The sequence below is a fragment of the Rhizobium sp. BK008 genome (assembly GCF_014197345.1).
Classification (GTDB): domain Bacteria; phylum Pseudomonadota; class Alphaproteobacteria; order Rhizobiales; family Rhizobiaceae; genus Rhizobium; species Rhizobium anhuiense.
In genome coordinates this window covers 304,353-330,883 of record NZ_JACIFK010000002.1, presented here as the reverse complement: position 1 = coordinate 330,883, position 26,531 = coordinate 304,353, and the positions used below count along the sequence as shown (strand labels likewise).

21 protein-coding genes and 1 pseudogene are annotated in these 26,531 nt (G+C 61.1%); 10 read left to right on the top strand and 12 right to left on the bottom strand.

Going from position 1 to position 26,531, the window contains the following annotated elements; translation table 11 throughout:
• The first annotated feature begins 109 nt into the window (after positions 1-109).
• The 3 genes from FHT69_RS13020 (at position 110) to FHT69_RS13010 (ending at position 1,980) form a co-directional block, all read left to right on the top strand.
• The gene (locus FHT69_RS13020) at positions 110-847 is read left to right on the top strand and encodes a phosphatase PAP2 family protein (protein WP_183905446.1); all 738 of its coding nucleotides are present in this window, start codon (positions 110-112) and stop codon (positions 845-847) included.
• Between the two features lie 159 nt (positions 848-1,006).
• On the top strand, positions 1,007-1,759 hold the full coding sequence (locus FHT69_RS13015) for a COG4280 domain-containing protein (protein WP_097630774.1): 753 nt from the start codon (positions 1,007-1,009) through the stop codon (positions 1,757-1,759).
• Complete coding sequence (locus tag FHT69_RS13010; RefSeq protein ID WP_183905445.1) at positions 1,756-1,980, top strand: hypothetical protein; 225 nt, start codon at positions 1,756-1,758, stop codon at positions 1,978-1,980. The genes FHT69_RS13015 and FHT69_RS13010 overlap by 4 nt, the downstream gene beginning before the upstream one ends.
• A gap of 72 nt (positions 1,981-2,052) precedes the next feature.
• On the opposite strand, the gene FHT69_RS13005 is transcribed toward FHT69_RS13010, so the two are convergent.
• From FHT69_RS13005 to FHT69_RS12985, 5 genes and pseudogenes are all read right to left on the bottom strand, one after another.
• Positions 2,053-3,573 (bottom strand): mechanosensitive ion channel family protein, encoded by a 1,521-nt coding sequence (locus FHT69_RS13005; RefSeq protein WP_183905444.1) that lies wholly within the window; start codon positions 3,571-3,573, stop codon positions 2,053-2,055.
• A 511-nt stretch (positions 3,574-4,084) separates the two neighbouring features.
• Entirely contained in the window at positions 4,085-6,646 is a 2,562-nt protein-coding gene (locus FHT69_RS13000; RefSeq protein WP_183905443.1) for an FAD-dependent oxidoreductase, read from the bottom strand.
• A 125-nt stretch (positions 6,647-6,771) separates the two neighbouring features.
• Positions 6,772-7,116 carry a hypothetical protein gene (locus FHT69_RS34645; protein ID WP_080759866.1) on the bottom strand — a complete coding sequence of 115 codons (345 nt, stop codon included), beginning with the start codon at positions 7,114-7,116 and terminating at the stop codon, positions 6,772-6,774.
• A complete protein-coding gene (locus tag FHT69_RS12990; RefSeq protein ID WP_047612774.1) occupies positions 7,001-7,240 on the bottom strand; it encodes a hypothetical protein in 240 nt (79 codons plus the stop codon). Before FHT69_RS12990 ends, FHT69_RS34645 begins: the two co-directional genes overlap by 116 nt.
• Before the next feature lie 31 nt (positions 7,241-7,271).
• Positions 7,272-7,358: pseudogene (locus tag FHT69_RS12985) on the bottom strand (XRE family transcriptional regulator); the annotation flags it as partial.
• A gap of 329 nt (positions 7,359-7,687) precedes the next feature.
• Here FHT69_RS12985 and FHT69_RS12980 point away from each other — a divergent pair.
• Positions 7,688-8,749, top strand: coding sequence for a class I SAM-dependent methyltransferase (locus FHT69_RS12980; RefSeq protein WP_097543498.1), 1,062 nt, complete (start codon positions 7,688-7,690; stop codon positions 8,747-8,749).
• A 19-nt stretch (positions 8,750-8,768) separates the two neighbouring features.
• Here the strand turns inward: FHT69_RS12980 and FHT69_RS12975 are convergent, their stop codons facing one another.
• On the bottom strand, positions 8,769-9,611 hold the full coding sequence (locus tag FHT69_RS12975; RefSeq protein ID WP_097543497.1) for an AraC family transcriptional regulator: 843 nt from the start codon (positions 9,609-9,611) through the stop codon (positions 8,769-8,771).
• Between the two features lie 245 nt (positions 9,612-9,856).
• Between FHT69_RS12975 and FHT69_RS12970 the strand changes: the two genes are divergently transcribed.
• The 6 genes from FHT69_RS12970 (at position 9,857) to FHT69_RS12945 (ending at position 18,923) form a co-directional block, all read left to right on the top strand.
• Complete coding sequence (locus FHT69_RS12970) at positions 9,857-11,323, top strand: alpha-glucosidase/alpha-galactosidase (protein WP_097543496.1); 1,467 nt, start codon at positions 9,857-9,859, stop codon at positions 11,321-11,323.
• 122 nt (positions 11,324-11,445) lie between these two features.
• The gene (locus FHT69_RS12965) at positions 11,446-13,533 is read left to right on the top strand and encodes an ABC transporter substrate-binding protein (protein WP_047612783.1); all 2,088 of its coding nucleotides are present in this window, start codon (positions 11,446-11,448) and stop codon (positions 13,531-13,533) included.
• A 173-nt stretch (positions 13,534-13,706) separates the two neighbouring features.
• Positions 13,707-14,714, top strand: a complete 1,008-nt coding sequence (locus FHT69_RS12960) for an ABC transporter permease (RefSeq protein WP_047613455.1) — start codon at positions 13,707-13,709, stop codon at positions 14,712-14,714.
• A 1-nt stretch (position 14,715) separates the two neighbouring features.
• On the top strand, positions 14,716-15,852 hold the full coding sequence (locus FHT69_RS12955) for an ABC transporter permease (RefSeq protein ID WP_097543495.1): 1,137 nt from the start codon (positions 14,716-14,718) through the stop codon (positions 15,850-15,852).
• Positions 15,853-15,862: 10 nt separating this feature from the next.
• A complete protein-coding gene (locus FHT69_RS12950; RefSeq protein WP_183905442.1) occupies positions 15,863-17,530 on the top strand; it encodes an ABC transporter ATP-binding protein in 1,668 nt (555 codons plus the stop codon).
• Positions 17,531-17,552: 22 nt separating this feature from the next.
• Positions 17,553-18,923 (top strand): alpha-glucosidase/alpha-galactosidase, encoded by a 1,371-nt coding sequence (locus FHT69_RS12945; protein WP_047614861.1) that lies wholly within the window; start codon positions 17,553-17,555, stop codon positions 18,921-18,923.
• Between the two features lie 97 nt (positions 18,924-19,020).
• Here the strand turns inward: FHT69_RS12945 and FHT69_RS12940 are convergent, their stop codons facing one another.
• From FHT69_RS12940 to FHT69_RS12915, 6 genes are read right to left on the bottom strand one after another with little or no spacing between them, the layout of a single operon-like run.
• Entirely contained in the window at positions 19,021-19,386 is a 366-nt protein-coding gene (locus FHT69_RS12940; RefSeq protein ID WP_097622687.1) for a hypothetical protein, read from the bottom strand.
• A 23-nt stretch (positions 19,387-19,409) separates the two neighbouring features.
• On the bottom strand, positions 19,410-19,886 hold the full coding sequence (locus tag FHT69_RS12935) for a hypothetical protein (RefSeq protein WP_047614865.1): 477 nt from the start codon (positions 19,884-19,886) through the stop codon (positions 19,410-19,412).
• A 19-nt stretch (positions 19,887-19,905) separates the two neighbouring features.
• Positions 19,906-21,126 (bottom strand): hypothetical protein, encoded by a 1,221-nt coding sequence (locus FHT69_RS12930; RefSeq protein ID WP_097622688.1) that lies wholly within the window; start codon positions 21,124-21,126, stop codon positions 19,906-19,908.
• A gap of 42 nt (positions 21,127-21,168) precedes the next feature.
• Positions 21,169-21,933: a TfuA-like protein gene (locus FHT69_RS12925; RefSeq protein ID WP_097622689.1), complete on the bottom strand. Its 765-nt coding sequence runs from the start codon at positions 21,931-21,933 to the stop codon at positions 21,169-21,171.
• Positions 21,926-23,074: a YcaO-like family protein gene (locus FHT69_RS12920; RefSeq protein ID WP_097622690.1), complete on the bottom strand. Its 1,149-nt coding sequence runs from the start codon at positions 23,072-23,074 to the stop codon at positions 21,926-21,928. The genes FHT69_RS12925 and FHT69_RS12920 overlap by 8 nt, the downstream gene beginning before the upstream one ends.
• A gap of 15 nt (positions 23,075-23,089) precedes the next feature.
• Positions 23,090-26,080, bottom strand: coding sequence for an AAA family ATPase (locus tag FHT69_RS12915; RefSeq protein ID WP_183905441.1), 2,991 nt, complete (start codon positions 26,078-26,080; stop codon positions 23,090-23,092).
• Between the last annotated feature and the right edge of the window lie 451 nt (positions 26,081-26,531).

Below are 26,531 nucleotides of genomic sequence, written 5' to 3'. Positions count from 1 at the left end.
GCCGGCGGCCCGCAGGACTGTTTTTGAATGCCGCGAGGACTTGAATCCTGGGTTTGCATTGCCAATCTGGCGAGGGACGACAACATGTGAACGGAGTTTGATGACAGGCATGTCCGAGGTTCAACGACGCGGTTTTTTGACACGGCTTACCGCCTACGAGCCGTTGACGCTGATTATGCTGGCATCCGTTGCAGGTGGGCTGTTTGTGCTCCAGCGATTGACGAGCGAAGTCCTGGAGGGCGAGACATTCCGCTTCGACGAAGCGATCCTGCTGGCGTTGCGGCGACCGGGCGAACTTGCGGTGCCGATCGGGCCCGCCTGGCTGACACATGCCGTCGACGATATCACCAGCCTCGGCGGCGTCACCGTTCTCTCGCTGCTGACGGTTCTCATCACCGTCTATCTCATGCTCGACCGGCGCTGGCCGATCGCGATCTTCGTCTTTTCCTCGGTGCTGACTGGCTGGTTGGCGAGCACGACGCTGAAGATCCTTGTTGCCCGGCCACGTCCCGACATCGTGCCGCATCTCGTCGAAGTGAGCGATCTCAGCTTTCCCTCGGGACATGCGATGGTCTCAGCGGTGACCTATCTGACGCTCGGGGCGCTGCTGGCGCGGACACAGCGTTACCGGTCGACGCGGATCTTCGTCATGGGCGCCGGCGTCTTCCTCGCCGTCATTGTCGGTTTGAGCCGCATCTATCTCGGCGTTCATTACCCCACGGACGTCTTCGCCGGATGGTGCGCCGGCGCGCTCTGGGCGCTCGGCTGCTGGCTGATCTCGAAACGCTTCGTTCCAAGCCGCGCTCCGGACGATGGCGCCGAGGCTGAAAACGGTGATAGCAGATAGCTCTCCTGTCCCGTCCATGGCGCAGGCGGCGGAGAGATAGGGATCGCCCTTCATGCACAATCTTTGGCAGCGCATGCCTTTTCCCTTTCTCGCAGCTGTTGCACAGTGCTGCCGGCATCAACAAGGCTTTGATCTCCGCCGGCATAACGGACAGAACCCATGGCAACTCTGACAACGATCACCTCGACGGTCACGGCCGCATTTCTCGGCTCCTTCGTCGAGGTCGTCGAAGCCTTCACCATCATCCTTGCCGTCGGCGTCACGCAAAGCTGGCGTCCGGCCTTCATCGGTACCGGTCTTGCACTCGGCGTTCTGGCCATTCTTGTGCTGGCGCTCGGTCCGTTGCTCGGCCTCATTCCGGTCGAGCTGATGCAGTTCGTCATCGGAACGCTGCTCATTCTCTTCGGCCTGCGCTGGTTGCGCAAGGCGATCCTCAGGGCTTCTGGCTTCATCGCCCTGCACGACGAGGAAAAAGCCTTTGCGGCCGAGACGGATAGTCTGAGACGCCAATCCGCAGAGCGTCGCGCGAATTTGCTGGCGGGCATTGCGGCCTTCAAGGCCGTGCTGCTCGAGGGGATCGAAGTGGTGTTCATCGTCATCGCCACCGGCGCCGGACATGGCATGATCGGTTATGCCAGCCTTGGGGCTGCCGCGGCTTGCCTGCTGGTGCTGATCATCGGCCTCTTCGTGCACAAACCGCTTTCAGCGGTTCCGGAGAACAGCCTCAAATTCGTCGTCGGGCTGCTGCTCAGCGCCTTCGGCATATTCTGGGTCGGCGAGGGCATCGGTGCAGAGTGGCCGGGCGCCGACCTTTCGCTCCTGGCGATCCTTGCCGTGCTCGCCGTCTTTTCCTTCGCCGCGGTCCGGGTGCTGCGCCAGTATTTCAACGCCCATGCCGAGGTCGCCGCATGACGAATATTCTTAAAGTCGCGTTCAAGGAATTCTTCGGCATGTTCGTCGACGACGGCGCGCTGGCGCTGGCGGCGCTGCTGCTGATCGCCGTCGTCGGCGTGCTGGTGAAATTCGCCCATGCCGACGCGTTGCTCGCCGCCGCTCTGCTTCTCCTCGGCTGCCTGCTGATCCTCGCCGAGAGTGTGATGCGCGCGGCGCGGAAGAAGTTTCAGCGGAAATAGCCTGGATGATGATACCGAAAAGTGTGAAGCGGTTTCGGACGACGTCATGCTCCGTTTCTTTGATTTAGGGAGCTACTGCGGCACCTTGAACAGATGGCGGATCCGCGTCACCAGCGAGCTCACCGAGCCGCCGTTCAGCGTGGCGCCTTCAGTTGCGAAGGAGTGCTGGCCCGTCTCGATTCGGCGCGACAGGGTGGCGGCAAGTTCTTCGGCGATGCCTGGCCGGTCGTGTAACAGCGGCGTCAGGCTTGCTTGGGCGATCTCATAGACGACGACGAAGGTCAGCGCCCGCAGGCTGGCGGCTTCGCCGAGGCCGATCAGCAGTCCGCTTTCGCCGAAATAGTCGCCCGGCGCCAGCCGGCCGAGTTCGATTTCCTTGTCGCCTTCCCGCCGCGTGGCGACAAGGGCGCCGCTGCGCACGATCATCAGCGATGCGACCGTATCGCCCTGTTCGATGAGGATGGCATCCTTCTTGTAGGTGCGTCGCGTCATCGATGCTGCGAGCGTTTCCTTCTCGTCTTCGGTCAGCGAGAAAAAGAGCGGGATGGCGTCGAGAAGCTTGAGCGGCGTCGGCCGGTGCGGCTTCGCCATCTCCTCCGACTGCAGGCGGTCGGGCAGCGGCCCCGCGGCATCGATCGGTCGGGCCAAGGTGAGGCCTGCGGCCTTGATGTGACGGTAGATGAGGTCAAAAATCTCGTTCTTCGCTGGCCCGACCTGGCCGATATCCCTGACGCGGAAGGAGAGTTCCAGTTCCATTGCATCCGATGTAAGCGATTTGATCTGCACGCCGGGTTTCGGTTCGGTCAGGATCGAGTTGCTGCTCAAAAGGACTGTGCGCATGACGTCGACGATCGCCGACGGCCCGATCGTCGGCACGACGCGGACCATCAGCGTCGTCCCGTGGCTGCGGTCGGGACTGCTGAGATTGGTCAGCCCGACCTTGGCGAGGAAGCTGTTGGGTAGGACGACGAGGTCGTTCGAGCCGTTCAGCAGATGGGTGGAACGCCAGTTGGTTTCGACGACACGGCCTTCGATGCCATCATTCAGCACGATCCAGTCGCCGATCGTATAGGGCCGGCCGAGATTGAGCGCGATGCCGGAAAAGACGTCGCTCAGGGTGCTTTGCATCGCAAGGCCGAGGATGATGGCAAAGACACCCGAGGTGGCGATCAGCGTGCCGACGGGAAAGCTGAAGACGTAAGCGACCACCGAGAGGATCGCGCCGAGATAGATCAGGCCGATGACCAGATCCTGAACGAGGCGACCTTCGCGCGGTTGCCGCTCGAAGATCAGGAAGACGCGAACGAAGGCGATCAGTGCCCAGGCGGCATTGATCCACCAGACCACCTTGGCAAGGGCGATGAAGACGCGTTCGAAGGTCGACGCGGGCGTCGGCCCAACTTCGTAGGGCACGATGTCGTGATAGAGCAGCAGGACGGTCAGTACCGCGAAAAAAAACACCTGGCCGGCAAGCTTCCAGCTCGGGAAGGGCCGAAGCGCTATGCGCGTAACGACCGCGCCGACCACTGCCAGGGTCCCGGCCTGGACGATGGGATCGGCAAGCACTGCGGACCAAGTGAGAGTATCAAGCATCGACCGTCCATTTGCCGGAGCATGATGCCGAAGAGTGTGAGCGGTTTTCGTGCAACATCATGGCTCGCTATTGAATTCCAAAGCGCGTCTAGACGGCTTCGCCGCATCCTGACTTCCAATCCGGCTGCGAGGCAACCTTAAAATAGCGCCAGCGCCGACAGCGTCGGAAACGGGTGCGGACGTCACTCGGCGGCGCACGGCACGCTCTGGGCGATTGGCTGCTGGCTGGTCTCAAAGCGGCGCGTTCCGAGCCGCCCCTGACGATGCGATGGACGTTGGGAAACGGTGACAGCGACGGTGTTTCAGCGAAATTCCAAGCAAGTTTTTGCGGGCGCCGGGAACAGATGACGGATCTGCGTTTCGAGCGAGCTTATCAAGCCGCCGTTGTGGCGCCACATCTGCCTAGAGGTGCCTTGAGCAATTCCAGGCAAAGCGCGAAGCGGATTTGCCCGGAATTGCGTAAGAACAAAATGATAGAGCGGTTCGGTGCTCCGTTAAAAGCTGAGCTGCTCTAGCTGCGCGGCTTCAGATTTTCTGGGTCGTAGATCGGCTTGTACCCGACGCCGACAACCTCCACCGGATAACTCTCGGCGAAATACTCGATATTCAGCCTGCGTCCGACCTGGCAATGCGACCAAGGCAAATAGGCCAAGGCAATGTTCTTTCCGACCGTCGGGCCGTAGGCGATCGAGGTCGTGTAGGACCGACGGCCAAGCTCGTCGACCAGAACCTCTCCCGTGGCGGGATCGATAACCGGCAGGTTGCCGAGGGGATAACGCTTCACGCCCGACTTGTCGGTATTCTCGGTCATGACAAGCGTGCAGAGCATGGCCGGCTGGTGCTCGCGCGCCTTGTATTCCAGATGTTTTGCCTTGCCGCGAAAATCGGCTTCCTTGACCTTCGGACGGGCGAGATCGGCTTCGATCAGATTGTACTGGGTCAGGAGGTCGGCATTCTGCAGGCGCAGGCTCTTTTCCATGCGGCGCGAGTTTGCATAGGTCTCGACGCCGAAGGCCATCACGCCGGTCGAGCGCAGCGCATCCCAGACGGCGAGGCCGTCTTCATACTTCATGTGCAGTTCCCAGCCCTGCTCGCCGACATAGGAGATGCGAAAGGCGGTGACAGGCTTACCGGCGATTTCGATCGGCTTGATCGCCGCAAAGGCGAAGTTTTCCTGGGCGAGCCCGGCCGGATCGGCGACAGCCTTCTTCAGCGTGTCGCGCGCGTTCGGACCCCAGATGCCGATCGTCACGAATTTTTCCGAGACGTCCGTGATGGTGACGTCAAGGCCACGGTCCTGGGCCACGCGCTTCATGTAGTGCAGGTCGCGCGGGCCGGCATCGGCGCCGTTGACGAGACGGCAGCGGTCGGCCATGCGGAAGACGGTGAAGTCGGCGCGCACCATGCCTTCGTCGTCGAGGAAGTGGGTGTAAATGCCCTTGCCGATGTTTGCATCGCCGCCGACCTTGGCGGCGCACAGCCATTCCATCAGTTCGACATGGTCGGGTCCTTCGATATCGACCATGTGGAAATGGCTGAGATTGACGATCCCGCAATCCTCGCTCATCGCCAGATGCTCGGCATTCGACACGCGCCAGAAATGGCGGCTGTCCCATTCATTCTCGCGAAGCGGGACGCGGTCGGCATATTTCTCCAGCAGGTGCTCGTTGGCGGCGTAGCCGTGCGCGCGCTCCCAGCCGCCAAGTTCCATGAAGTAGCCGCCAAGCTCCCTTTCGCGCTCGTAGAAGGGCGAGCGCTTGGCGTTGCGGCCGGATGCATAGGGTTCGCGGGTGTGAACGGCCGGGAAATAGATCTTCTGGGCGGCTTCGTAGCAGCGGCCTTCGATGAACTCTTCCGTCAACTGATGCGGATAGAAGCGGGCGTAATCGATGCTGTTGTGATCGATTTCAGTCCGGCCATCGGTCATCCAGTCGGCGATCAGCTTGCCGTAGCCTGGGCCGTCCTTGACCCAGATGGCAACGCAATACCAGAGACCACGCACCTTCTGGCTCTCGCCGCAGGATGCGCCGCCGCCGGCGGACACCTGCAGCAGGCCGTTGAAGGAGTGACCTTCGTTATAGCCGAGTTCGCCGAGGATCGGCGTCAGTTCCATGGCGCGCTCGAGCGGCTCGATGATCTGTTCCATCTCGAGGTCGCGCTGCGAAGGCGAAAGGCGTGCTTCGTGTTTTTCGAGAAGATCGCGCGGATGGCACATGCGCGGATTGGTGGCTTCGTAATAGCCCCACTCGATCTGACCGCCCTCCGTCGTCGCCGGGTCGCCGGTATCGCGCATATAGGCGGAGTTGCCCTGGTCGCGCAGCAGCGGGAAGCCGATTTCCTTGCCTGTGCCTTCAAACTCGTTATAGGGACCGAAGAAGGTGAGCGGGTGGTCGACCGGCATGACCGGCAGGTCTTCGCCGACCATCTCCGCGATCAGGCGCCCCCAGAGGCCGGCACAGACGATGACGTGGTCGGCCATAATCGTGCCGCGATGGGTGACGACGCCCTTGATGCGGCCGCCTTCGACGATCAGCGACTTTGCCGGCGTGTTGCCGAATACCTGCAGCTTGCCTGCCTTTTCGGCGGCGTCGACCAGCTTGCCGGCAACGGTCTGCGAGCGCGGAGTGACGAGGCCGGCATCCGGATCGTAAAGGCCGCCCATTACCTGATCCTCCTCGATCAGCGGGAACTTTTCCTTGATCTCGGAAGGGCTGACATAATGGGCGCGCGTGCCGAAAGCGCGTGCCGAGGAAAGCTTGCGCTTGATTTCCTCCATCCAGGCATGGTCGCCGGTCCGCGCCACTTCGAGGCCGCCGATGCGGGCGTAGTGGCCCATCTTCTCGTAGAAATCGATCGAATATTGTGTGGTCCAGACCGACAGATAGTCGTGGCTCGTGGTGTAACAGAAGTCCGAGGCATGGGCTGTGGAGCCGATGTCGGTCGGGATGCCCGACTTATCGATGCCGACGATATCGTCCCATCCGCGCTCGACGAGATGATGCGCGATGGAGGCGCCGACGATACCGCCGAGCCCGATGATGACGACCTTTGCCTTTTCCGGAAATGTGGCCACGTACTGTCCCTTCTGCCTATCGGACGAATTAAAATTTACCTGCAGCGCCGCGCGTCTGATAGGACGCGCACAGGACGCTGCAACACCTTGAATTGCAGTAGCCGCGCTCGACCTGCGCTTCGCGGCTAGAGCGGCTCAGCTTTCAACGGAAGCGCCATACCGCTCTGCTGCGGAACCTCCAGACCTCTTCGCATGAAAGCTGCGATGGCGGTATTATGCATCATGCTCATGATCGTCATTGGTCCTACGCCGCCGAGTACCGGCGTGATTGCGCCAGCCCGCGAGGCTGGAGCTATTCCAGGAAAATGCGAAGCAGGAGCTGAGCCGGCCGCCTGTCGTTCGCACGCCCCGGGATCACGGCGCTGAAATCGCCTTGAGCCGGTCGATGTCCGCGAGCACGATATCTTCGGAAACGGGCTCACGATTGTGCAATCGGAACCATTCCGCCGCTTCCCGTACACGCTCGCCATGCGGCGGCGGATAGGCGCCGAGTCCGAGAACCCATTCCCGCACGGTCTCGCGCTCCATCCGACCGGCCCGGTATCGATCGCAGACGGTTTTCGCCGATGCGACTAGATCATTGATGCTCTTCACGAATCTTCCTCAATGCACGGATGGCTCTTCAGGCGACTTTTGAGGCCGATGAGAGGTCGTCCTGAGACCAAGCCAGCAGGGCACGCGCGGCGCGGCATTGGGCGGAAGATAGGCTCAAAACAATAACCTTGCATCAAAAGTGTAGCGCTGCTTCCCGCGGATGATATGAAAAATGTAATCTCGATACAAGCGATGATGAGAGCAAGCGCATGACGACACAAGATGTTTTGAGCGGTTGACGTTGGTCTTCTCGTGGAATGGCAATCTCCCCGGATTATGTAGTCACGCGTAAATTGCGCCGGAATGGAACGGCCTATTCATCCCGCCTTTTACATTCTTTCGACCGTCAATACTCCACGCTCATCTGGTGAAACGGGAAGGTTGATTGACTGAATATTATTAAAGACTAATTTAACTGTTCCTTCATCACGCACCCGGGAGGTAACAATGCGTGAGCCAGATATGCAGAAACTCGATGCGCTCGTCGGTCGTCTTGTTGGGGACGTCGGCGCCGCCATGTCAGGGGCCTTGGTCGTGCTTGGCGACAAGGTGGGGTTGTTCAAGGCGATGGCCGACGGAACGCCGATGACCGTCCAGCAACTCTCCGCAAAAACAGGGGTGAAGGAGCGGTATCTCCGGGAATGGCTGAGCGCTCAGGCGGCTGCGGACTATGTCGCTTACGATGAAAAAACCGATCGTTTCAGCCTGACGCCGGAACAGGCGATGGTGTTTGCCGAGGAAAACAGCCCGGCCTTCTTCGTCGGCGCCTTCGAGGTCGTGCAATCCATGTGGATGGATGAGCCGAAGGTCGCCGATGCCTTCCGCACCGGCAAGGGTCTCGGCTGGCATGAGCACAGCACCTGCTTGTTCCGAGGCACCGAGCGCTTCTTCCGCCCGGGCTACAACAGCCATCTCGTCAACGAATGGATTCCGGCGCTTGCGGGGGTCGAAGCAAAGCTCAAGGCCGGCGCCAGTGTCGCCGATGTCGGCTGCGGTCATGGCGCCTCGACCATCCTGATGGCGCAGGCCTATCCCGCGTCCCGCTTCACCGGTTTCGACTATCACGGCCCGTCGATCGAAAGGGCAAAGGCCGCCGCGGAAGATGCGGGTGTCGCCGACCGCGTGACGTTCAAGCAGGGCTCGGCGGCGGAATTTCCGGGCGGCGGCTATGATATGGTCGCCATGTTCGACTGCCTTCATGACATGGGCGATCCGGTCGGCGCCGGCCGGCATGTCAAGGAAACACTTGGGCCGAACGGCACGTGGCTGATCGTCGAGCCCTTTGCCCATGACCATCTCAAGGACAATCTCAACCCGGTCGGCCGCGTCTTTTATGGAGCATCGACGATGATCTGCACGCCGGCATCGCTCTCCCAGGAGGTCGGGCTCGGGCTCGGCGCACAGGCGGGAGAAATGAAGCTTCGAAAGGTGGCGCTCGACGCCGGGTTCACACATTTCCGGCGGGCGACGGAAACCCCATTCAACATGGTGTTCGAGGTGCGGGCCTGACACGATTTGGGATGATCCGCTATTTCAGCTTGCCGATGCTGGCATACATGCCCGTCGTGCGGAATTCCGTCGGATTGGTGCCGTAGACGCGGCGGAAGACTTTCGAGAAATAGTTGGCGTCCTCGAAGCCGCACATGATGGCGACTTCCTTGACCGGCAGGAAGTCGGCCTTGGTCAGAAGCTTGACGGCGCGCTGCAGGCGTTGCTGCAGCACGAATTCGGCGGGCGGCATGCCCTCGCTTTCGGCGAAGCTGCGCGAGAAATGCGCGCGGCTGAGGCCAACGATGCCGGCGAGTTCGCTGACCGGCAGCGGCTTGTCGAGATTGGCGTTGATATGGTCGACCACCGGCTGCATCAGGCTGAGCTCGGCGGCAAAGGCCGGCGAGCCGAAGACATCGTCGTAGAGCGCCATGGCCGCCTCATAGGCGATCGCCGAGGCAGCACCTGGCGACGTCGCGCCTCTGACGAGGCGCAGGCTGCAATCGGCCAGATGATCGATGGTCGAGGGCTGCAGCTTCAACACCGGGCCTGACGTGGAAAGCACCAGCTGATGGATGCGCAGCGTCTCCTCGCCATTCATCGAGATCCAGAAATATTCCCAGCGGTCGCCCTTCTCCAGCCAGTAGCGGTGATTGTGCGGGACGAGCACCAGCAGCGTATCGCCGCCCTGAAGCCGATAATTGCGGTTCTGGTAGCGCAGCCGGCCGCTGCCGCTGATCGTGTGCTGCAGCACCGTGAAGGGCGTCTGGCCGCGCCGTCGGCCATCCCAGTCATAGGTCTCGTTCTCGCGCACCTCATAGCCGGTACTGGTCGGCATGGCGTGCAATCGCTGGCGGCCGCGGGGCAGCGAAACCGTCCTCATCGACTGTCCGTTGGCAATTAAATCCTGCAGCACAAAATTACCCCTGAAAGCATAATCCTTCTCTGGTCGCCCCGACGATTTCGGGCATAATCCCGGTCGACAAGAAGGAAGAGACCACGGCCGATTAGAGCGGCCGGGAGGAAAACAGGCAGTTTTACGGCTTTTTCAACCACATGCGCCGGCATGCGGCCTGATCCTCCATAGCCATCTTTTCTCTAGCATTCGATTGGGTCGAGGTGAAGATCATGAGTTTCAAAATCGCTATCATCGGTGCGGGCAGCGTTGGCTTCACCAAGAAGCTGTTTACCGACATATTGTGCGTTCCCGAGTTTCGCGACATCGAATTCGCGCTGACGGATCTCAGCGAGCACAATCTCGAAATGATCAAGGCGATCCTCGATCGTGTCGTCGAGGCGAACGGACTGCCGACGAAAGTCACGGCGACGACCGACCGGCGCAAGGCGCTGGAAGGCGCACGCTACATCATCAGCTGCGTCCGGGTCGGCGGCCTCGAAGCCTATGCCGACGATATCCGCATCCCGTTGAAATACGGCATCGACCAGTGCGTCGGCGATACGATCTGCGCCGGCGGCATCCTCTATGGCCAGCGCAACATCCCTGTGATCCTCGACTTCTGCAAGGACATCAGGGAAGTCGCCGAGCCCGGCGCCAAGTTCCTGAACTATGCCAACCCGATGGCGATGAACACCTGGGCGGCGATCGAATATGGCAAGGTCGACACGGTCGGCCTCTGCCACGGTGTCCAGCACGGCGCCGAACAGATCGCCGAGGTGCTGGGCGCCAAGTCGGTGAGCGAACTCGATTACATCTGCTCCGGCATCAACCACCAGACCTGGTTCATCGACCTGCGCCTCAACGGCCGCAAGATCGGCAGGGACGAGCTGATTGCCGCCTTCGAGGCGCACCCCGTCTATTCGCAGCAGGAGAAGCTGCGCATCGACGTGCTGAAGCGTTTCGGCGTCTATTCCACGGAAAGCAACGGCCATCTCTCGGAATACCTGCCCTGGTATCGCAAGCGGCCGGACGAAATCACCCGCTGGATCGACATGTCCGACTGGATCCACGGCGAGACCGGCGGCTATCTCCGCCACTCCACCGAAACGCGCAACTGGTTCGAGACGGAATATCCGCAATTCCTGGAATCGGCCGCCAAGCCGATCGATCCTGCCAAGCGCTCGAACGAACACGCCAGCCATATCCTGGAGGCGCTGGAGACGAACCGGGTCTATCGCGGCCATTTCAACGTCAAGAACAATGGCGTCATCACCAACCTGCCGTCCGATGCGATCATCGAATCGCCCGGCTTCGTCGACCGCTTCGGCATCAACATGGTTTCCGGCGTCACCCTGCCGGAAGCTTGTGCCGCCACCTGCATTGCCTCGATCAACGTCCAGCGCATGTCGGTGCATGCGGCTGTTTCAGGCGACATCGATCTCCTGAAGCTCGCCGTGCTGCACGATCCGCTGGTCGGCGCCGTCTCGACGCCTGAGGAAGTCTGGCAGATGGTCGACGAGATGGTCGTTGCCCAGGCACGTTGGCTGCCGCAATATGCCGATGCCGTGCCGGCCGCCAAGGAGCGGCTGTCCAAATCGAAGGTGCAGACCCGCGACTGGGCGGGGGCTGCGCGCCGCAACGTCCGCTCGATCGAGGAGTTGCGCGCCGAAAAGGCGGCGCTGAAGCAGGCCGTCTAAGTTTTGTGAAGGTTGGGTCGTCATGGGTTTCCGGGAGGGAAATCCATGACATCAAGCCCGCTTTCATGTCGTGCGAGGAAAAGGAGCCGTGTGACTCGCGCTCCGGAACAGAGGGAGAAACGATGATGAATTTCCGCAATCTGGGCATTCTTGCCGGGCTGGCGCTCAGCGTCTCGGCCGCGGCGCTGAATGCATATGCTTCCGAGGCAACCATCCCGCCGGCGCCGGCGGACTTTCCGGCCGAAGGCAAGATCAAATATGTGGCGCGCGACTCCATCCTGGAGTTCAAGGCGCTGCCCGAATATCATGAGCCGGATTGGGTCACGAAGAATTTCGTCGCCACCGGCAAGCTGCCGCCGGTCAAGGACCGGCTGCCGAAGGAGCCGCTGGTCTTCAAGACGGGCAATATGCCCGACGGTATCGGCGTCTACGGCGATACGATGCGCCACGTCATCGGCGGCCGGCCGGAAGGCTGGAACTACGGCGCCGGCCAGACGCAGGGCTGGGGCGGTATCGATATCGGCCTTTCCGAATGCCTGACGCGTACCGCGCCGCTGTTCCAGGTACAGGCCTCAGACACCGAGCCGCTGCCGAACCTCGCCAAGAGCTGGGATTGGTCCGAAGACGGCCATAAGCTGACCATGCACCTGATCGAAGGCGCCAAATGGTCTGACGGCGCGCCATTCAATGCCGACGACATCATGTTCTACTGGGATGACGAAGTCATCGACCCGAACGTTTCGCCGCTCGGCGGCGGCGCCTCGCCGGAAGCCTTCGGCGTCGGCACGACGCTGAAGAAGGTCGACGATTACACCGTCGAATGGACCTTCAAGGAGGCCTTCCCGAAGCAATATCTCTACACGATGTCCTACCCGAATTTCTGCCCGGGTCCGTCGCACATCCTGAAGTCGAAGCATCCGAAATATTCGAAGAACACCTACGACCAGTTCAAGAACGCCTTCCCGCCCGAGTTCATGAACATGCCGGTGATGGGCGCCTGGGTACCGGTCGAATATCGCCCGGACGACATCATCGTCATGCGCCGCAACCCCTATTACTGGAAGGTCGACGAGAAGGGCGATCAGTTGCCCTATCTGAATGAGCTGCACTACAAGCTCTCGACCTGGGCCGACCGTGACGTTCAGGCCGTGGCCGGATCCGCCGACATCTCGAACCTCGAGCAGCCGGAAAACTTCGTCGCGTCGCTGAAGCGCGCCGCCGAAAAGACCGCACCCGCCCGCCTTGCCTTCGGCCCGCGCCTGATCGGCTACAATCTGCGCATGAACTTCTCCGCCAACGGCTGGGGCAACCCGGACGAGCGCGGTGAGGCGATCCGCGAGTTGAACCGCAACGAGGACTTCCGCAAGGCCGTCACCATGGCGCTCGACCGCAAGGCAATCGGCGACTCGCTGGTCAAGGGACCGTTTACCGCGATCTATCCCGGTGGGCTCTCCTCCGGCACCAGCTTCTACGACCGCAACTCGACCGTTTACTACCCCTATGATCTTAAGGGTGCCAAGGCGGAACTCGCCAAGGCCGGCCTCAAGGATACGGATGGCGACGGCATCGTGAACTTCCCGTCCGGCACGCAAGGCGGCAAGAATGTCGAAATCGTCATGCTCGTCAACAACGACTACACGACAGACAAGAGCCTCGCCGAAGGTGTCGTCGGCCAGATGGAAAAGCTCGGATTGAAGGTCATCCTCAATGGGCTCGACGGTGCAAAGCGCGACGAAGCGCATTATGCCGGCCGCTTTGATTGGCTGATCCAGCGCAATACGACGGAACTGTCGTCGGTGGTGCAGAATACCGAACAGCTTGCCCCTGTCGGTCCGCGCACCAGCTGGCACCATCGTGCCGGCAAGGACGATCAGCTCGATCTGATGCCGTTCGAAAAGGAACTTGTCGATGTCGTCAACAAGTTCACGACGAGCCAGAGCAATGACGAGCGCGTCGATCTGATGAAGCAGTATCAGAAGATCTCGACGGAGCACGTCAACACCGTCGGCCTGACAGAATATCCGGGCGCGCTGATCATCAACAAGCGGTTCTCCAACGTGCCCCAGGGTACGCCGATCTTCATGTTCAACTGGGCTGAAGACTCCATCATCCGCGAACGCGTGTGGGTAGCTGCCGACAAGCAGGGCAAATACGAGCTGTTCCCCGAGCAGCTGCCCGGCAAGCCCGGGGACAAGGGCCCGATCAACTGATGCGTGTCATCAGGACACAAAGAGCTAGAGCGCGTCGCGTGTGATGCGACGCCGGAGAGTTCCCTCCCAGCTGAAGTGAGATTCAGGCCGCGCGTGGCGCGCGGCCTGATATGACCAACAAGCCGGCCGCGCTGACAAGCAGCGACTGGCGGCAAGGAGAAGCGAACCGTTCGATGTTACGATTCCTGCTCGTGCGCATAGCCTCTGCGATCCCCATTCTCTTCATCCTGAGCGTGGTGACTTTCGCGATCATCCAGGCACCGCCCGGCGACTACGCCGATTATATAAGATCCCAGCTGATCAACCAGGGCGGCGCATCTTATGCCCAGGCCGAAGCGCAGGCACAGCTCTACAGGGTCGAGCACGGCCTCGATAAGCCGCTGGTCATCCAATACGTCAACTGGATCGGCGGTATAGTGACCCGCGGTGATTTCGGCTACAGCATGTTTTACAACAAGCCGGTCGCCGATGTCGTCGGTGAACGCCTGCCGCGGACATTGCTTCTGGCGCTCGTCTGCCATCTCTTTGCCTCGGTGCTCGGCATCGGCTTCGGCATCTGGGCGGCGACGCGACAGTATAGCTGGATCGACAGCACGCTTTCGGCGATTTCCTTCCTCGGCATGACGGTGCCGCGCTTCCTGATGGCGCTGATCATCGTCTATCTGCTGGTCTTCCAGCTTAACGTCTCCGAAATCGGCAGCTTCTTCTCGCCGCAGTATGGCGGGGCGCCCTGGTCCTGGGCGAAATTCGCTGATCTGGTTCGCCATGTCTGGCCGGTCGTGGCGATCGCCACCTTCGGCGGGCTCGCCTACAATATGCGCGTCATGCGCGGCAATCTGCTCGATACGCTGAATGCCCAATATGTCGAGACGGCCAAGGCCAAGGGCCTTTCCGGCGCCGCCGTGGTGATGCGCCATGCGGTGCCGAACGCGCTGCACCCGCTGGTGATGTATCAGGGTGTCGTGCTGCCCTACATGCTGACCGGCGAGATCGAAACCGCGATCATTTTCGCATTGCCGACCGTCGGCCCGGCGATCGTCGGCTCGATGGCGGTCGGCGACGTCTATGTCACCGCCACCTTCATGATGGTGCTGTCGGCGACGCTGATCGTCGGCAACATCATCGCCGACATGCTGCTCGCTTTGCTCGATCCCCGTGTCCGCCAGTATGGAGGAGCCTGAGATGCTGGCTTTCGACTCCGCGCCGCCTCCGCCGACGACAGAACTTTCCATCAACAAGCCATCGCGTGGGCATGAAAGCTACATCGCACTTGTCTGGCGCCGGCTGAGACGCTCCTGGACCGGCATGGCAGGGCTGGTGCTCGTCGTGCTCCTGATCGTCATGGCGATCTTTGCCGATTTCTTTGCGCCGATGGACCCGAAGGCAACCGATGTCGGCTTCGCGCCGCCGCAGATGATCAGCTTCCACGACAAGGACGGAGGTGTGGTCTTCCAGCCGCGCGTTTATGCGCTGTCGGATTCCGAGGAGCTCGACCCGGTCACCTTCCAGCCGATCGTTGGCGTGGATTACGACAACCCGCGGCTGCTCGGCTTCTTCGTCAAGGGCGCTGAATACCGGCTTTTCGGCCTGATCCCGGCCAACCGGCATTTCTTCGGCTCGACTGACGGCCAGCCGGTGCATTTTCTTGGCACCGACAAGTTCGGCCGCGACGTGTTGTCGCGCGCCATCATCGGCTCGCGCATTTCGCTGACGATTGCCCTGACGGTGGTCTTCATCGTGACCATCATCGGCACGACCGTCGGAATGGTGTCCGGCTATTTCGGCGGCACATTCGATATCTGGTTGCAGCGTTTCGTCGAACTGGTGCTCGCCTTCCCGCAACTGCCGCTCTATCTGGCGCTGACCTCGCTCATCCCGGTGACGGCGCCGACCAACGTCTTCCTTGCCTTCGTCATCGCCGTCATGTCGGCGCTCGGCTGGGCGCAGATGTCGCGCGAAGTGCGCGGCAAGACGCTGGCGCTCGCCCGTATCGATTATGTCCGGGCGGCGATGGCCGTCGGCGCCACCGACATGCGCATCATCATGCAGCACATCTTCCCGAACGTGATGAGCCATGTCATCGTCGCGGTGACGCTCGCCATACCGAGCGTCGTGCTCTTGGAATCCTTCCTGGGTTTCCTCGGCTTCGCGGTCAAGCCGCCACTGATTTCCTGGGGGCTGATGCTGCAGGATACGGCGACCTATTCGGTGATCGGCTCCTATCCCTGGATTCTCTCCCCCGTCGGCTTCGTGCTCGTCACCGTCTTCGCATTCAATGCGCTTGGCGACGGACTGCGCGACGCGGTCGATCCTTATTGAGGTGATTGATATGGCTCTTGCACTGGTCAATTCCTTCGCCCCGCCCGTCCGCCACGACCATGATGGCCGTTCGGACACGCCCATCATCGACGCCCGCAACGTGGCGGTGAATTTCAAGGTCGAAGACGGCATGGTCGAAGCCGTCAAGGACGTCTCCTTCCAGCTCTATCGCGGCGAGACGATCGCGATCGTCGGCGAATCCGGTTCGGGCAAATCGGTAACGGCGCGAACGGTGATGGGGCTCTTGTCGAAGCGCGCCGTCGTCTCCGAGGCATCGACGGTCGCCTATGACGGCAGCAATATCCTGAAGTTCTCCGAGCGGGCGCGCCGCAAGCTGCGCGGCGATCGCATCTCGATGATCTTCCAGGAGCCGATGAGTTCGCTGAACCCAATCTATACGATCGGCAGCCAGATCGTCGAAGCGATCCGCGTGCATCGCCGGATCAGCAAGAGGGATGCGCAAAAGCGTGCGCTCGAACTGCTCGAACATGTGCAGATCCCCGATCCTGCCGTGCGGCTCATGCAATATCCGCATCAGCTCTCCGGCGGCCAGCGCCAGCGCGTGATGATCGCCATGGCGCTTGCCAACGATCCGGACGTGCTGATTGCCGACGAGCCGACGACGGCGCTCGACGTCACCGTGCAGGCGCAGATCCTGAACCTGATCCGCAACCTGCAGAAGGAGTTGGGGATGGCCGTCATCCTCATCACCCACGATCTGACCGTGGTGCGGCAGTTCTCCGATTACGTCTATGTGATGCAGCTTGGCGAAGTGCGCGAGCACAACACCACCGAAGCTCTGTTTGCCAATCCGCAGGACGCCTATACCAAGCATCTGCTTGCCTCCGAGCCACGCGGCCAGGCCAATCCGCTGCCGGAGGGATCGGATGTCATCCTCGATGCCAAGGGCGTGCGCGTCTCCTTCATGATGCGTCACGGTACCTTTCTCAAGCCGGCGATGCGCGAGCTTGTCGCCGTCGACAGCCTCGACCTGACCCTGCGCCGTCACGAGACGCTCGGCCTCGTCGGCGAATCCGGCTCCGGCAAGACGACCTTCGGCCAGGCGATCCTGCGGTTGAACACGCCCGAGAGCGGCGAGATCCATTTCGACCATCAGCCGATCCACGGCCTTTCCAGAGCCGAGATGCGGCTGTTGCGCGCCCGCATGCAGGTGGTGTTCCAGGATCCGTTCTCATCGCTCAACCCGCGCATGACGATCGGCCAGATCATCGAGGAAGGGCTTGTCGTCAACAGGCTGGGGGCGACCAAGGCCGAACGGCAGGACCGGGTGCGTGAGGCGCTGATTGCCGCCGGCATGCCCGGCAATATCCTGTCGCGCTTCCCGCACGAATTTTCCGGCGGCCAGCGCCAGCGCATCGCCATTGCCCGCGCCATCGCGCTCGAGCCGGAATTCATTCTGCTCGACGAGCCGACATCAGCGCTCGACCTTTCCGTCCAGGCGCAGATCATCGAACTCCTGCGCAAGCTGCAGGACGAGCGGGGCCTAAGCTACCTGTTCATTTCCCACGATCTCAAGGTCGTCAGGGCTCTTTGCCATCGCGTCATCGTCATGCAGCATGGCAAGATCGTCGAAGAGGGCCCCGTCAACGAAGTTCTATCCCATCCCAAGACCGCCTACACCGAACGGCTCGTCAAAGCCGCTTTCGAGGTAGCATGATTGCCGAATGCCGGAGGTTATAATGGCAGCAAATCCCAAAATCACGTTCATCGGAGCTGGCTCCACCGTCTTCATGAAGAACATCGTCGGCGACGTGCTTCAGCGTCCGGCCCTGTCGGGCGCGACGATCGCCTTGATGGATCTCAACCCGCAGCGGCTGGAAGAAAGCGCCATCGTCGTCAACAAGCTGATCTCGACGCTCGGCGTGAAGGCGAAGGCCGAGACCTATTCCGACCAGCGCAAGGCGCTTGCCGGCGCCGATTTCGTCGTCGTCGCCTTCCAGATCGGCGGCTATGAGCCCTGCACGGTCACCGATTTCGAGGTGCCGAAGAAATACGGGCTGCGCCAGACGATCGCCGATACGCTCGGCGTCGGCGGCATCATGCGCGGGCTTCGCACCGTGCCGCATCTCTGGAAGGTCTGCGAGGACATGCTCGCCGTCTGCCCCGAGGCGATCATGCTGCAATATGTCAACCCGATGGCGATCAACACCTGGGCGATATCGGAGAAATACCCGACCATTCGCCAGGTCGGTCTCTGCCATTCGGTGCAGGGCACGGCGATGGAGCTGGCCCACGACCTCGACATTCCCTACGAGGAGATCCGCTACCGCGCGGCCGGCATCAACCACATGGCCTTCTATCTCAAATTCGAGCATCGCCAGCCGGACGGGTCCTATCGCAACCTCTATCCCGATCTCCTGCGCGGCTATCGCGAGGGCAGGGCGCCGAAGCCCGGCTGGAACCCGCGCTGCCCGAACAAGGTGCGCTATGAGATGCTGACCCGGCTCGGCTATTTCGTCACCGAAAGCTCGGAGCATTTCGCCGAATACACGCCCTATTTCATCAAGGAGGGCCGCGAGGACCTGATCGAGAAATTCGGCATCCCGCTCGATGAATATCCCAAACGCTGCATCGAGCAGATCGAGCGCTGGAAGGGGCAGGCGGAGGCCTATCGTTCGGCCGACAAGATCGAGGTTCAGCCGTCGAAGGAATATGCCTCCTCGATCATCAACTCGGTCTGGACCGGCGAACCCTCGGTGATCTACGGCAATGTCCGCAACAATGGCTGCATCACCTCGCTGCCGACCAATTGCGCCGCCGAAGTGCCTTGCCTCGTCGACGCCTCCGGCATCCAGCCGACCTTCATCGGCGACCTGCCGCCGCAGCTCACGGCGCTGATCCGCACCAATATCAACGTGCAGGAACTGACGGTGCAGGCGCTGATGACGGAAAATCGCGAGCACATCTACCACGCCGCGATGATGGACCCGCATACGGCAGCCGAACTCGACCTCGACCAGATCTGGTCGCTGGTCGACGATCTGCTCGCCACCCACGGCGACTGGCTGCCCGAATGGGCGCGCACCAGCCGCAAGGTTCAGGCTGCCTGACCCTCTCTCCCGGGTCGGGCGTCAAAGAGCCCCGCGGTGGCAACACACCGCGGGGTTTTTGCGTATAATTGGCGGGACGGCCGGGATGTGTATCTCGCTACCTTGGACCGCCTGCAATACTCTCCTTCAAGCTCTCGACCTCTTGCGCAAGCTTATCGAGGTCCGCCTGCGATGCGGCTTGCGATGTCGGCACTCTCTTGGGAACATAGATCCTACCCCCGCCATCGAGTTCATCGGGAATGCTGTATTTGAAGATCCACTTTGTGGATTTGGTATCCGTCGCCCGGACGAAGACCATAGCTTCATTCTTGCTATCGAGCGCAACCGATATGTCGAAGGTTGCAGGCCCCACAGCTAAGTTCTCAAGCTTTTGATTGTTTTTGTCCACGTAGGGACTAAGCCCATCGTCCACTGTTAAAGCGGTGAAGGCTTCCGTCACATCTATTGTCACGTCACATGGCATGATTGTTCTCCCCCGTTGGAAGTTTAATCGTTGCTGAGGCGACCATTGCGATGGGCCATTCTGAGTGTGATAGCGTAGGAACTCGGGGACCTCTTGCCGGGCAACTGGGCATCCAGAATAAGCGTCCTGGCGTCGCCGAAAGCCGTCGAGATCTCCAGGATTTGTGTGGATGCCGTCAGCCGCCACATTTTGTACCCCAACGCGGGGTCAAAGCCGCAGCCGGCTGCAGGCTCGGCATGCGGACCTGTGACAACGAAAATGCGGTTGCAATCCAGCCTGTAGCAGTGACCCTCGAATGCGTAGCCGTAAGCAAGGACCGTCGATCCCGTTATGCCGACTCCGCTTGCGAGTTTTATCTGCAGTTCCGCCTTTCCCGCCATCCCAACATCCAGGTGGGTAATGCGATTGGTGTCGTTCAAGTCTATGCCGTAGAGTATGATCTGGCCCGCCACATAGGGGAGTCCAGGTAGTGAAGGTGCTGGAACGCTGTCGTCTGTCATCGATGCCTCCCGTCTTTGGTTAAAGGATGCCGCGCCACCTCATGCAATCTTCGAGCTGGTCGATATAAGCGCGCCCGCGCCCCCGCCAGGCGGCCTCGAGAAAGGCCGAAGCCGCAGCCTCGAAGGTCAGGCTATCCGGGTCGAGATATGTCCAGGAGCGCGTCACCGCCTCGCCGATCACGTCGCGCGCCTCCTGCAGGGCGGCTTTCGCGGCGAAATGCGTCAGCTCATAGGATGTCGCCGATGCCCGAAATCCTTCTTCTATCAGCGCCGGCGCCATCTGCTGGCGGAGGTCGCTGAACTTCCTGGGATTGATCTTCGACAGTCCGCGCTCGAACAGCAGTGATTGGTAGACCTCGATCAGGCAGTCGAAGAGGCCCGCCGCAAAGGGCTTCGACTGGTCGTGCACTTCCTGGCTGACATCACTGACACGAAGCGAGTTGTTGAGCGATCTGAGCTGCTTTTCGTCGCTGAGCTCGGCAAATTTGTCGAGTTCGTTGTGCAGGAGGAGGTTGCCTCTTGTGCGGCGAAGCAGCCGGTCCAGCGCGGTATCGAATTGCAGCAATCCCAGGAGCGATATGAAATCGGCGATCGCTTCGTGGTAGGAAAAGAAGGCGCTGCCGGATCCGTCGCCTTCGAGGATCCCAAGTTCGCTCAGCAGAACGAGATGCCCCATTTCATGGGCAACCGCGTCGAAATTCAGCGCGAAACAGGATGTCGGGCCTTCCGGTTCGCTTTCGCCGAGCTCCAGAAAGCCGAAGCCGGATTGCGCATTCTGCCAATGGGGAATGCGGGGAACGATTTCCAGCCGTTCCAGCGTCGGTTCAAAGAACCAGCTGATCGGGCGCCCAACGTAGCTCTCACAAATGTCGAGAACGCGACGTGCACAGGCAAAGCTGTGTGTCGAAAGGAAAGCAGGTGAGTCGGGACCGATGTGGTCAAAATGGCCGTCGGGGCCGGGTTCTGCTGGCGGCCTCAAAAAACCCCGATATGGGGGCAGATTCGGCGATGCGTAAGGGATTTTCGGCTCAATCGGATTTGCGACGTACATCCGGCTGTCCGACGGCCCTGCGAGAATCGGGCCTGCAGACGGCCCGATCCACACCACTTCCGGCTTTTCATAGCCGGGAATGAAGGATGGCTGCGGAAAGACAAGGAAACGCGTTCCGAGCGGCCGCTCCAAAGCCGACCCGTCGCCTGCTCCCCGCGAATGTGTGATGGCATCCAAAGCTGCCCCCACCGCTCGTTGCCCAACGCCGAGCGATCTTCGACTATACCAGTACTACGGGCATTTCGACAATAGCGTGTCGAGAATTCCACAGTACTCCATGTCATTGGCGAATGATTCCGTAAGTTCAAATTCGAACGAAGGAGGCTTGTTCAGACAATTGATCTTGTGATCGGCCAGATATCTCAGGAGATTTACAGCGTCGGTTCGCTTCTGGTTCATGGTTCCGGCTTTCAGCCACGCCTTTAGAACTGCGAGCTGGTCCGCAGCGCTGAGATTGTTTTCTGCGGCCGCGAAAAGCCTGGCGTACGACCTTTCGCTGAAGTGGAGCGAGCGTGCCAGTGACTGAAGCTGATGTCTCAGTCGTCTTTCGATGACCCCGGCGCGTTCCGCTTTTTTCAGGCTGAGCCTGATGTCCATGAGAGCATCACCCAATGCGCGCGAGCCCAGTTCGACGGGAGCCATCGGCACCGTGACGTCGGCATCGTCGGCGAGCGAGTGCCGTCGGTACCACCGGTAGATCAGTCCATGCCCGAGCATTCCCTGGGGAGCGAGCTCCGCTGCTCTGAGCGCGCCTATGCTGGCCGCACCGTAGAGGCGGAGCCCTCGGGCCATCGCCCAGAGAATTTCCTGGTGGCGAACGGCGGGGCGCTGCGCGAAGACGCCGTCAATCAGCACGACCACCAGTGGCGCGTAGTCCGCCACGGCGCGCACGACGTCGCCGCAGCCGACGGGAGGCAGATAGATCGCCTCCAGATGTTTCCGCGCTTCCGTCGCGGAGAGGGTGGGGCCGAGAAAGACCACGATATCGTCACGCAAGATCCGCCTCCGGATTTGTTTCCAGCGGAGGAGCAACCACCCGGACGACGTGAAGAGGGACGCGATCGTCGGAATGAAGAACCACAAGGATCGCCGCCTTCGCGCCGGCCAGCCTCAACCCCTCGACGATCGCCAGGATGGGGCGGCCGCTGGCGCCATGACCTTCATCGGGGCGGTAGGAGCTGCCGCCCTTTACGAGTTGCGCGCGCCATGCGGCGAGCTCCGAAGCGTCGGCATATGCGTAGACTTCGCTGCTGATATCGTCGCGCGCAGCCGAAATCACTCCCAGCCGCGATTGACACGCTTCGAGCAATGCGCTCGTCAGCGCCCGATCGTGGCTGAAGTCGCAGCCGAAGCCTTCGGCCGGCAAGGGCGCAAAGGGCGCGCGGCCGGCATCTTCCATCACGTGGCACCAGTAGATCGGCAGCGCATGCGGCGCCGGGATTTTCCAGATGCCGACGATAAACCCCGCCTTGGCCAGCCGTTGCATGATCTCCCCGGCGCTGCCTGAGCGGACCGAGCGCGAGTCGATCTGGAAGCGGTCGAAGAAATGCGGCGTCTTCATCGCCGTGCATCGCGCCTGCCGCTCGAGAATCTCCAGGCAGGCATGCAAGGTTGCGCTTTGCAGGCTGGTGCCGGCTGCCAGACCCGTTGTGTCTCTGGGCAGCCAATGCGGATGAGGCGAGGGGAGGGTGTAGGCGGAGTCGACAAGGGCAAGCGGGACAGGGGTTCTCCGGCCCGAAAGGAGATCCAGTCCCTCGATCCAGGAAAGCCTCTCCGCCTCTCGTCCGACGCCGAGGTGCGACCAGAATTTCTGCTCGTTCATCTCGCGAAAAGCCGCTCCGAAGACGCGCTCCGGGGCAATCCGCTCCGAGGCCCATCCCTCCAGGGATTCCATCAGGCCCGATATCGCCGCAAGCGGCAAGGTCAAGCCCTTGCCTTGGCTGACGGCGACGGAAAGGGAGCGCGGCCTGACAACCTGGACGACGGGGATCCCGATTCGGTCGAGTTCCGTGACCGAGCCCAGCCTGGTGATCCCGTATTCGTGCTTGCGCGCCAGGATGCGCTGCACCGTCTGCCAGGGATCAGGGGGCGAGAGGGTAGGGGCATCAAAGATGTTGTCGAGCACCCCGTTCTCCATCGCCTCCTCCTGGCCCTACGACCTTGGTAGTCCGTCCAAGGCGCGCTTTGCTCTTTCGGCCAGCCAGGCAGCCTTTTGTCCCTCGGCAATCTGCACCGCCCTCGTCAGGTCTCTTCTTATCAAGGATGGAGGGTCGTTCAGATCTCGTCTCAGTCTTGCACTGAGGCGGTAGAGTTCGGCGAGCCAGAACCGTTGGCCGCTGTTGCGGCCAACGTTGATCGCATTGTGAATGGTCGCCAGGGCCTCAGCAGGCTTGCCGAGCCGCTGCAACACCTGCGCATGCATGTCGCTGTGCATGGAAAAATTATCGTCGGTGCCCAATTGCTGCTGGAGCAGCAGACCGTGTTGGAATCGCTCTTCGCCGCGTTCGGCAAACGACGTCATCAGCTCCGCCCAGCCGCAATACATGTTGGCGCGCGCCTGGCTGGCGGCGAGGCCGTGTCGCTCGGCAAGCGCCAGCATTTGTTCGCCGAGGTCATGGACATCGTCATATCGGCTTTGGCAGCGGCGCAGGACGATGGCGTAATAAAGCGCGTGAACCATGCTCCCGGCATGATCGGTCGAGGCCGCCCAGTCCAGGCACTGTCCGATCGCATGTTCACTGGCATCGGCATTGTCGAGAAGCAGGTAGGACAGGGCGCTCTCGCCCAAGCCGCAGACCTTGGCGTCATGTCCGCCGAAAAAGGCGCGATTTCTGACCGCTCTTTCCGGATCGTAAAGATCAAGGCCTCTGGCGACGCAATCGAGGCAGAATTCGTGCTCGCCGGCGTGAAAGCTCGTCGCCCATCCGCAGTGATAGGATTGAAGCCGCGTCTCCTGATCTTCGACGGTTTGCATGTCGCCGACGAGGATGCGCGCGCGAGACTGCTGCGTCAGAATGTTGGGTGCCGTGAACCACCATCCCCAATAGACCGGGAAATGTTTCGACCGGACAGCCGAGGCCTGTTTCCTCAGACGCTGCATTGCGCGGGAATAGACCCGGCGCGCGCTTTCCGAGCCCTCTCCCTCGAGCGCGGTCGCAACGACCCCCTGAAGTTCGAGCAGGCCCAATGCCAGTTCGGTGCGATCGGGATGGCGCCGGGAAAGCCTGTCGACCTCCTGCGCGCAGAGTTCGAGCGATACGTTCGCCTCGTGCATAGCGGAGCGCAGAACGCTCGCCTCCGCCGCCGCCAGGCCAAACCTGGCCGCGGCGTCGTGCAAGCCTGCTTCGGCGCACTGCCAGGCAGCGATGGCAGCCGGCAGACTGGGCTTTGCTTCTCCGATCAGGAGTTCGGCGATCCGCTTGTGTATGCGTCGTCTGTCGCTTTTGAGAAGGCTGCTATAGGCGGCTTCCTGGGTGAGTACGTGCCGGAACTGAAAGGAGCCGGGCGTGTCGGCAGAGGGCTCGATGATGCCTTGGGAAACAAGCCGCTCGACCGCGATCTCCACCGTCTGCCGGCTGACCCCTTCGAGAAGGTAGGCGAGCAGCGAGATGTTGAATTCGCGACCGATGACGCTCGCAAATTGCGCTGCCCGTCGTGCGGAACCGGTCGCCGCGAGTCTGGCGGCAAGCAGATCATTCAGCGAGCTGACGCCACCTTCCATAAGCAGCCCTTTCCATTCGGATAAGGCCTTGCCCAAGGGTTGCCTTTCCAGGAAGAAGTTGGCCAGTTCTTCGGCGTAGAGCGGCATGCCATCGCATTGATCCAGAATGAAATCCGACAGGCCCGGCGGGGGACGCTCACGCCAGACCGAGGCGACGAGATCGCGAACCGCCGCAGAGGCCAATCCGGATAATTCTATCTCGGTCGCCAGTGCCAGGGATCGTCTGATCCTCGATGTCTGAACCACGAGGATCGGCAACGTGCCTGCGAGTGATTCAAGCCGATCGATCAGCTCCAACGTCATGCCGTCAGCCCAGTGGACATCCTCGAAGACGAGGAGCGTCGGAACGCCAGTCGCCTTGCAGGTCAGGATGTCGGCAGCGGCTTCGATGACCTTCCGCCTGAATGCCCGCCCCGACAGATCCGACACGCGAAGATTGCGCGAGGTCGCCGGCGATCGGTCTGATGTAAATGAGAGAATGGTGTCGACGATGTCTGCCCCTAAGGCTCGGCCGGATGTTTGAAGGGCCTGCATGAAAGCCCCGCTATCGCCATTCTTCAGAACAGAGGGTTCGGCCACAAGCCTCTCGAGAAACGACATAAAGGGGTGCAGCGGCTGGCTCTCCAAGCGCCTGCCGCACTGAAAGATCAGGGTCTCGTGCGAAGTATGGGACAGGCTGCGGGCGAATTCGCCGATCAGTCTGGATTTGCCGATGCCCGCCTCTCCGACCACGGTGATTGAACTGCCCTTGCCGTCGAGAGCTGAATTCCAGGCGCTCGAAAGAGCGGCAAGTTCTCTTTCCCTGCCTCTTATCGGCCGATCCCATTCGCTGAATGGCGACAGCGCAGACGTTGAGCGATCACGTTCCTGCGGACGCCAGAGCGCAACCGGCTCTTCGAAGCCTTTGAGTTTGGCCTTCCGCACCAGGCTATAGTCGAAATTGTGTCGGGTGAGCTGAACGGTCGAATCTGCGACCAGAACGGAATTCGGTTCGGCCTCTGCCTGCAAGCGAGCCGCCAGCACCGGCGCTGTGCCAACAATCTCGTCTCCTTGCGCGGAGAAGACGACAAGACCGGTGGCAACCCCGATCCGCAGCCTGAAAGCTGTGCGCGCCTTGCCCTTGGTGCTCGCTGCAATGCCTAACAATTCCAAAGAAGCCTGCACCGCACTTTCAGCCGCATCTTCGGATTGGTCGGGATATCCGAAGAAACAGCATCCCCCATCACCGAGCCGTTGATGAAGAAAACCTCCATGCTTTTTTATGATCGTTTCGGCATTCTGATGTAATGCCGAGACAGAGCGAAAGAATTTCTCCGGCTCGCTCCGCAATAAGAGCTCCGTGGAGCCGACAATGTCATAGAAAAGGGCAGTGACCTGTCGCCGCTCACCTGTAAACCGAATTCGCGCGTCGAGGGTTTTCATTCGGAGTCGCCCAACACCACAGCAGCCTTTTTCAGGACATCCGATTTATAGCTTGCATGCAAGCTTTTCGTGCGGCGGTGCCAATATATCCGTTATGCGGCCTGCGGCTTGATCATGGGCTGCCCTCTTTTCACCGCGACGCATGCGCGTGCCCCCGCCATATTCCTTCGGGCCCGCCATCTTTTCCTTCGCGTGAGATTGGACAGTTTGGCGTTCAAGGGATGGCCAGATGGGCGTGCCGCACTGAATCGCCTTTCCTTGAACGTGCAGCAGCCCGATCGAAGGCACATCAAAATCCGGCCCCGCCGCTACGGCTCGCCCGTCGCTATTCCCAGCCATTGGCATTCCGCCAGCCAGGTTACGAAGAACCGCGCCGGTTTTTGGCAACGACGACGTTCACCGCCGGGCCACCGGAGATTGCCAGTAACGGCGGCCTGTCGGTCGCCGTGGC